General features: G+C 70.8%; 7 protein-coding genes and 2 pseudogenes. 4 read left to right on the top strand and 5 right to left on the bottom strand.

Features of this window, described 5'->3' with window-relative positions; genetic code table 11:
* Nucleotides 1-106: pseudogene (locus tag ABZ281_RS31740) on the top strand (EamA family transporter); the annotation flags it as partial.
* Between the two features lie 93 nt (nt 107-199).
* On the top strand, nt 200-400 hold the full coding sequence (locus ABZ281_RS31735) for a DUF1918 domain-containing protein (protein ID WP_010045242.1): 201 nt from the start codon (nt 200-202) through the stop codon (nt 398-400).
* A gap of 1 nt (nt 401) precedes the next feature.
* Here the strand turns inward: ABZ281_RS31735 and ABZ281_RS31730 are convergent, their stop codons facing one another.
* Nucleotides 402-1631 carry a family 10 glycosylhydrolase gene (locus ABZ281_RS31730; protein ID WP_356661084.1) on the bottom strand — a complete coding sequence of 410 codons (1230 nt, stop codon included), beginning with the start codon at nt 1629-1631 and terminating at the stop codon, nt 402-404.
* Between the two features lie 179 nt (nt 1632-1810).
* Between ABZ281_RS31730 and ABZ281_RS31725 the strand changes: the two genes are divergently transcribed.
* A complete protein-coding gene (locus ABZ281_RS31725) occupies nt 1811-2686 on the top strand; it encodes a 3-hydroxybutyryl-CoA dehydrogenase (protein ID WP_185009286.1) in 876 nt (291 codons plus the stop codon).
* 22 nt (nt 2687-2708) lie between these two features.
* Here ABZ281_RS31725 and ABZ281_RS31720 read toward each other — a convergent pair whose 3' ends face one another.
* On the bottom strand, nt 2709-2936 hold the full coding sequence (locus ABZ281_RS31720) for a hypothetical protein (RefSeq protein WP_356661082.1): 228 nt from the start codon (nt 2934-2936) through the stop codon (nt 2709-2711).
* 220 nt (nt 2937-3156) lie between these two features.
* Here ABZ281_RS31720 and ABZ281_RS31715 point away from each other — a divergent pair, with 220 nt between their 5' ends.
* On the top strand, nt 3157-3414 hold the full coding sequence (locus ABZ281_RS31715; protein WP_356661080.1) for a hypothetical protein: 258 nt from the start codon (nt 3157-3159) through the stop codon (nt 3412-3414).
* A 171-nt stretch (nt 3415-3585) separates the two neighbouring features.
* On the opposite strand, the gene ABZ281_RS31710 is transcribed toward ABZ281_RS31715, so the two are convergent.
* From ABZ281_RS31710 to ABZ281_RS31700, 3 genes and pseudogenes are all read right to left on the bottom strand, one after another.
* The gene (locus ABZ281_RS31710) at nt 3586-4131 is read right to left on the bottom strand and encodes an NUDIX hydrolase (RefSeq protein WP_356661078.1); all 546 of its coding nucleotides are present in this window, start codon (nt 4129-4131) and stop codon (nt 3586-3588) included.
* A 106-nt stretch (nt 4132-4237) separates the two neighbouring features.
* On the bottom strand, nt 4238-5578 hold the full coding sequence (locus tag ABZ281_RS31705; protein WP_356661076.1) for a transcriptional regulator: 1341 nt from the start codon (nt 5576-5578) through the stop codon (nt 4238-4240).
* A gap of 413 nt (nt 5579-5991) precedes the next feature.
* Nucleotides 5992-6534: pseudogene (locus ABZ281_RS31700) on the bottom strand (phenylalanine--tRNA ligase subunit beta); the annotation flags it as partial.
* Nucleotides 6535-6623: the final 89 nt, after the last annotated feature.

Genomic DNA, 6623 nt, shown 5'->3' with positions numbered 1-6623 from the left:
GGTGTGGTCGGTGCTGCTGCTGGGCGAGCACCTCACGGTCGCCGCCCCGCTGACGGCCGCGGCGGTGCTGGTCTGCATCGCCGTCACACAGCGATCACGCGGCTGAGCGGGAGCGCGCATGGCCACTGCCGGCAGGCGCCCCCCACCGTAGACTCGAAGGCCACGGACCGCTGCTCCGCACCTCGTGAGGAGGCCCCAGATGCGCGCAACCGTGGGCGACCAGCTTGTCCAGCACGGCAGGGTGGTCGGTCAGCACGACAAGGTCGGCGAGATCGTCGAAGTGCTCGGCCAGGAGGGCAACCCCCCGTACCGCGTCCGGTTCGAGGACGGGCACGAGGGCGTGTGCTCCCCGGGACCCGACACGGAGATCCGGCACCGGGAGACCACCACCGGGCCATGACTCAGCGCGGGGGCGGCGCCGGCTGCCCGTAGTGGTCGGCGACGACCCTCGCCATCGCCCCGATCCGGTCGGCCGCCACGTCCCTGGCGGCGAAGTAGACGTGCCCGCGCACCTGTGCGTGCTCCCCGGCCAGCGTCAGGTGCCGGGACAGCTCACCCGTCTCCTGCCACGCCGCGGGCTGCGCCGGGTCGCCGGCCTTGTACAGCGCCTCCCCCACGTAGAGCTGTGTCGAGCTGCCGCGGGCGACCTCCGCCCACCAGGGCACCAGCTTGGCGTAGTCGGCGGCGGCGAAGCCGATGTTCCAGTACAGCTGCGGGACGATGTAGTCGATCCAGCCCTCGCGCACCCACTTCCGCGTGTCCGCGTGCAGATCGTCGTACGTCTCCACACCTGCCTTCGTGTCCGAGCCGAGCGGGTCGGTCCCGGCGTTGCGCCACACCCCGAAGGGGCTGATGCCGAAGCGTGCGCTCGGCCGGACCTCCTTGACGCGGTCCGCCGTCTCCCGCACCAGCCGGTCGATGTTGTCCCGTCGCCAGGCGGCCCGGTCCGGGAAGCCGCCGCCGTGCTCGTCGTAGGCCGCGTCGTCGTCGAAGCTCTGTCCCGCCACGGGGTACGGGTAGAAGTAGTCGTCGAAGTGGACGCCGTCCACGGGGTACTTCGCCACCGCGTCCAGCATCGCGTCCTCGACGAAGGCGCGGACCTCGGGCAGCCCCGGGTCGTAGAAGAGCTTCCCGCCATACGTCACCACCCAGTGGGGGTTCTTGCGGGCTGGGTGGGAGGCGGCCAGGCGGGCCGGGTCGGCGTGGACGGCGATCCGGTACGGATTGAACCAGGCGTGCAGGTGAAGTCCCCGGGCGTGGGCCTCCTCGACGGCGGTGCCCAGCGGGTCCCAGCCGGGGTCCTTGCCCTGGGTGCCGGTGAGGTACTGCGACCAGGGCTCGTACGGCGAGGGCCACATCGCGTCCGCCGTGGGCCGGACCTGGAAGAACACGGTGTTGAGGCGGTTTTCGGCCGCCGTGTCCAGATGGGTAAGCAGTTCGGCGCGCTGCTGCGACGCGGTCAGCCCGGACTTCGACGGCCAGTCGCGGTTGGCCACGGACGCGATCCAGACGCCCCGCATCTCGGAGTCCGGTGCCCCGCCCCCGCGTCCGGTCGCGGCCGACGCCCGAGGCATCATCGTGAAAGCCGACAGCGCCGCCACGGCGAACGCCCTGCGTGAGACTCGTCCCATCCGCATGCCCCAAAAGCCGCGGATCCGCCCGGTCGCGGATCGCTCCGGACCCAGCATGCCCGAAGCAGACCCGCCCCCCGCGATCGATCATCGATACTTCGGAGTAACGTGCTCGAACGGAGCAGGCGCCGGGACCCGGCGAGCCTGCCCGGACGTGGATCAGCAGCGAAAGGGACGATGTGACGGACATCCCAGCGGGAGACATTGCACGCGTCGGAGTCGTGGGCTGCGGTCAGATGGGCGCGGGCATCGCCGAGGTGTGCGCCCGGGCCGGCCTGGACGTCATGGTCGCCGAGACCACCGGCGAGGCCCTGGAGATCGGCCGCACCCGGCTGTTCACCTCCCTGGCCAAGGCAGCCGAGCGCGGCAAGATCACCGAGGAGGAGCAGGAGGCCACGCTGGCCCGCCTGAGCTTCACCACGGACCTCGGCGAATTCGCCGACCGTGATCTGGTGATCGAGGCCGTCGTCGAGAACGAGCAGGTCAAGACGGAGATCTTCCAGGTGCTCGACCAGGTCGTGACCCGGCCCGACGCGATCCTGGCCTCCAACACCTCCTCGATCCCGCTGGTGAAGCTCGCGGTGGCGACGTCGCGGCCCGACCAGGTCATCGGCATCCACTTCTTCAACCCGGCCCCGGTGCAGAAGCTCGTCGAGCTGATCCCGGCGCTCACCACGTCCGAGGGCACGATCAGCCGCGCCCAGCTGTTCACCGAGAAGCTGCTCGGCAAACACGCCATCCGCGCCCAGGACCGCTCCGGCTTCGTGGTCAACGCGCTGCTGATCCCGTACCTGCTCTCCGCGATCCGGATGTTCGAGACGGGCATCGCCAGCCGCGAGGACATCGACAACGGCATGGAGATGGGCTGCGCCCACCCGATGGGCCCCCTGAAGCTGTCCGACCTGATCGGCCTGGACACGGTCGCCTCGGTCGCCCAATCCATGTACGAGGAGTACAAGGAGCCCCTGTACGCCGCTCCCCCGCTCCTCCAGCGCATGGTCGACGCGGGCCGGCTGGGCCGCAAAACGGGCTCGGGCTTCTACACGTACGCCTGACCGCCGGGCCTTTGCAGCCACCTCAACCCCGCCGCTCCTCCGGCCACGGCCGGACCCGGCGGCGTCCCCACTGACCCGCCTGCTCGCTCGTGCGACGGCGCAGCCAGCCCATCCAGAAGGCGAGCGGGGTGACGACGAGCGCGATCAGCAGCGACGTGTGCCACCCCTCCCCTGAGGTGAACCGGAGCATCAGGACCACCAGCGCGTAGAGCGCCAGCGTGCAGGCCGCGTTCTTCTGCCACCTCGTCATGGCGTCCCGGGTATCCCCCGAGGCCGATTACGGACGGTCAGATTTCGGCCAAACGGCGGGCCCGGCACCTGGGTTGGTGCCGGGCCCGCGGCATTCACACACCGTGTGCGCGCCGGGCTCGCATATGCCCTTCGCACACTCTCCCCAGGCGCCCACCAGGCGAGTTGACTCCTCATGCGCATGCAAGGGATGTGAAACGACTACGGAAAGGAGCGGACTCGTGACCGCCGATCCCGAGCATCCCGTCGTTCATGGAGAACTCGCAGAGTTACGACGCCGCCTCGATGTGGCCTACGCCCGTGTCGAGGGCGGGCTGGCCCTGCTCAGTCACCGCACCGAGGAGACAGCCAAGGAACTCGACGAGCTCAACACCCGGATCCACTCGCTCGAACACGCGCGCTGGCCGCTGCCCGCGGTCGCCGCCCTCACCGCCGTGGGTGCCCTCGTCGTGACGATCTGGCAGGCGCTGGGACATTAAGGGCCCGCCGTTTGGATCACGCCGCAGACGCGGGGGCCGGCACACGCATCTGCCGCGTTGTCGTCGTTGCCGACTCCCCCGCCTTGCGGCTGCACGCACCAGACCCCGCTCACCGGCACTGAAAAGCAGCGTCACTTTTCCCGCAACCTGATCCAAACGACAGGCCCCAGCTCAGGGCAACATGTCCTGACCGAGCCTGAGATGATGCAGCAGAAGTAACGCGGCCGCCATGTTGGCGGCCGGGACCTCGCCGCGGGCGACCATGTCGGGGACGAGCTTGAGAGGCACCCATTCCCGGCGGTCCGACTCGAAGTCGTCCACGGGGTGCCCGACATACTCGCCCTCGTCGGCCCAGTACACGTGGTGCCGGGCGTCGGTGAGCCCGTTGGACGGCTCCACGCTCATGAGGTGGCGCAGGGGTCCCGGCCGCCAGCCGGTTTCCTCCTCCAGTTCCCTGGCGGCCGCGCGGGCGACGTCCTCGCCGTCCTCGACCACCCCCGCCGCGAGTTCCCAGCCCCAGCTGTCGGTGATGAAACGGTGCCGCCAGAGCAGCAGCACCTCGTTGGCCTCGTTGACGACCGTGGCCACCGCAACGGGCCGCAGGCGTATGAGGAAGTGGTCCAGATGCCGGCCGTCGGGCAGTTCGACATCCGCGAGATTGACGCTGAACCAGCGGTTTGAGTACACAGCTTGTTCGTTGCGTTTCGTCCACTGCACGGTTCTGCCACCTTCCGTCGAGTAAGTGGCAATATCGCAGCAGGGACGTACGGACAGCAGGCGCACGGGAAGCGCCTCGGAGCGACACGGGCACCACCGCCCGGATCTACAACGGTACGCGCAACGCCCCGTCGATGAGTTCGGCCGCCTCGGCCGTGCCCGCGCAACCGCTGCGCACCAGGTGCTCCCGCACCGCGCGCAGCCGGTCGCGCAGCCGCTGGGACTCCATGCCCCGGGCCTGTTCGGCCATCTGCACGGCGATGGCCACCGCCTTGTCGGCGTTGCCCTGCCGCAGCTCGATGGTGCTGAGCATCGCCAGCCGGTGCACCCGGCCGCGGTCGTGCGCCGGGTTGTCGACGGCGGCCGCGGCATGCTCCCCGGCGGCCGCGATCTCCCCGAGGCTCAGCAGCGCCTCCGCCACCTGCACGTTGACCAGCCCGGGCTGGACATAACCGGTCTCGTCGGGCTCGTAACCGCGCCGGATGCGCTCGGCGGACTGCTCGGCCCGCCGGATGCAGGACAGGGCGCTGGTGCCGTCGCCGAGATGCGCGTACGCCTTGGCCTGCATCGCGTACAGGTCGGAGGCGAGCGCCGGGGTGATGTGTGTGCCGGCGGCCCGCAGCGCGGCCTCCGCGAAGGCCACGGTCTGCCGGTACTCCCGCATGAACAGCGACTGGTTGACGAGCAGGGCGATCACATACGCCCCGAGCCCCCGGTCCCCGCTGGCCTTGGCGAGCCGCAGCGCCTGGTGGAAGTAGCGCTGGGCGAGGCCGTGCGCGTCGGAGTCGTACGCGCAGATGCCGGCGACCGCGACCAACCCGCCGGTGGCCCGGTGCAGTTGCCGACCGGTCTCGTCGGTGTAGCCGCCGCGCAGCAGCGGGGCGGCCTCGGCGTTGAGGAAGCCGACGATCCGGGCCCGCGTCGCGATGCCCCCGGCCTTGCGGTACATCTGCTCGTAGTGTGCACGGGCGGACCGCAGCATCTCCAGGTCGCCCGTGGTGACCCGGTGTCTGCCGCCGCGTGAGACGTCCACGTCCTCGGGCGGGTTCTCCCACTCCCACACCGGCATCACGGCGGGCGTGCCGGTGAGCGCGGGCGCGCCCAGGATGTGCGGACGCTGCTGCTGGTCGGAGCGCCACAGGGCGGTGACCCGTTCGACGAACCCGGACAGCGAGCCGGTGTGCGGGGCGGACGGCTCGCCGGGCACGCCTAGGCCGATGTCGTCGAGGGTGACCGGCCGTTGCAGCCGGCCCGCGAGCACCTCGCAGATCAGGTCGGGCACCTGGCCCCGGGGCCGCTGCCCCTTCAACCACCGGGCGACGGCGGTGTGTTCGTACCTCAGGGACAGACCACGTGCCCGTCCCGCCTGGTTGACGTGTGCGGCCAGCCCCGCGTGCGAGATCCCCGCCTCGTCCAGGATCGCATCGAGCAGAGTGTTGGGCTGCATGTGGGCCCCCCGGATGGCTCGGTGCGGACAGATTAGTGGTTCCGTCTTCACACGGGGTGTGAACGGAGTGCTCGAATCCGCAGGGTGTGCACACTGTCGCTCAGAGTCGCCGACCGGTTGACTGAACTGCCTCGAAAGAGGCCGGCCGGGCCGCCGGCTCCCCCTCGTACAGTGCGGCGGCCCGCAACCGCCGTCCGCCCGGCTGCCTGCCCGACACTCCGTGGCGGGGCGGACGGCTCCGCCGGCTGAGCCGGGCGAGTCATCGCGGTTGCGTCTGGGACACACAGAATCGGACCGGCCCGAGAAGGCCGGTCCGATCATGTCGACAGCATGCTGGGGCGCGGGGAACCGCGTGAACGCCGAAGGCCGACCCGCAGCCGCCAACCCACCGCAGCTCCCCGCCCCTTGGGCGCTCAGCTCCGCAGTTCCGCACCCACACGCTCACCCGCGAGGGCCACCGCAGCGTCCCGGGCCGCGGAAGCCTCGTCCACGGTCAGTGTCCGGTCCGAGGCCCGGAACCGCAGCGCGTACGCCAGCGACTTCCGCCCCTCGCCCAGCTGCTCGGCGTTCTCGTACACATCGAACAGCCGGATGGACTCCAGCAGCTCCCCGGCTCCGTCCCGCAGTGCCGCCTCGACATCCACGGCCGGCACGAACGCGTCGACGACCAGGGCGACGTCCTGCGTGGCGACGGGGAACGTGGAGATCCGGGGTGCCGCGGCCGTGGCGTCACCTGCGGTCTCCACCGCGTCCAGGTCGATCTCCATCGCGCAGGTGCGCGCTGGCAGCCCGAGGGCCTTCACGACCCGCGGGTGCAGCTCGCCCGCGTGTCCCACGACCCGCTCGGCGCCGTCCACGGTGACCACCAGCTCGGCGCACCGTCCCGGGTGCCACGGCCCGTACTGGCCCTTGCGGATGACCAGCTCGGCGCCGGCCTCACGGGCGACGGACCGTGCGTATCCCCACCTCACCGAACTGGCCACCGAGCACGTCCTCAAGCCCGGCTACGACTACGCCGACGAGTTCACCTTCGGTCTCACCCTCA

Origin of the sequence: Streptomyces sp. NPDC006265 (genome assembly GCF_040613555.1) — a bacterium.
Classification (GTDB): Bacteria; Actinomycetota; Actinomycetes; order Streptomycetales; family Streptomycetaceae; genus Streptomyces.
The sequence above is the reverse complement of the archived record's forward strand: the minus strand, read 5'-3'. Positions and strand labels throughout refer to the sequence as shown.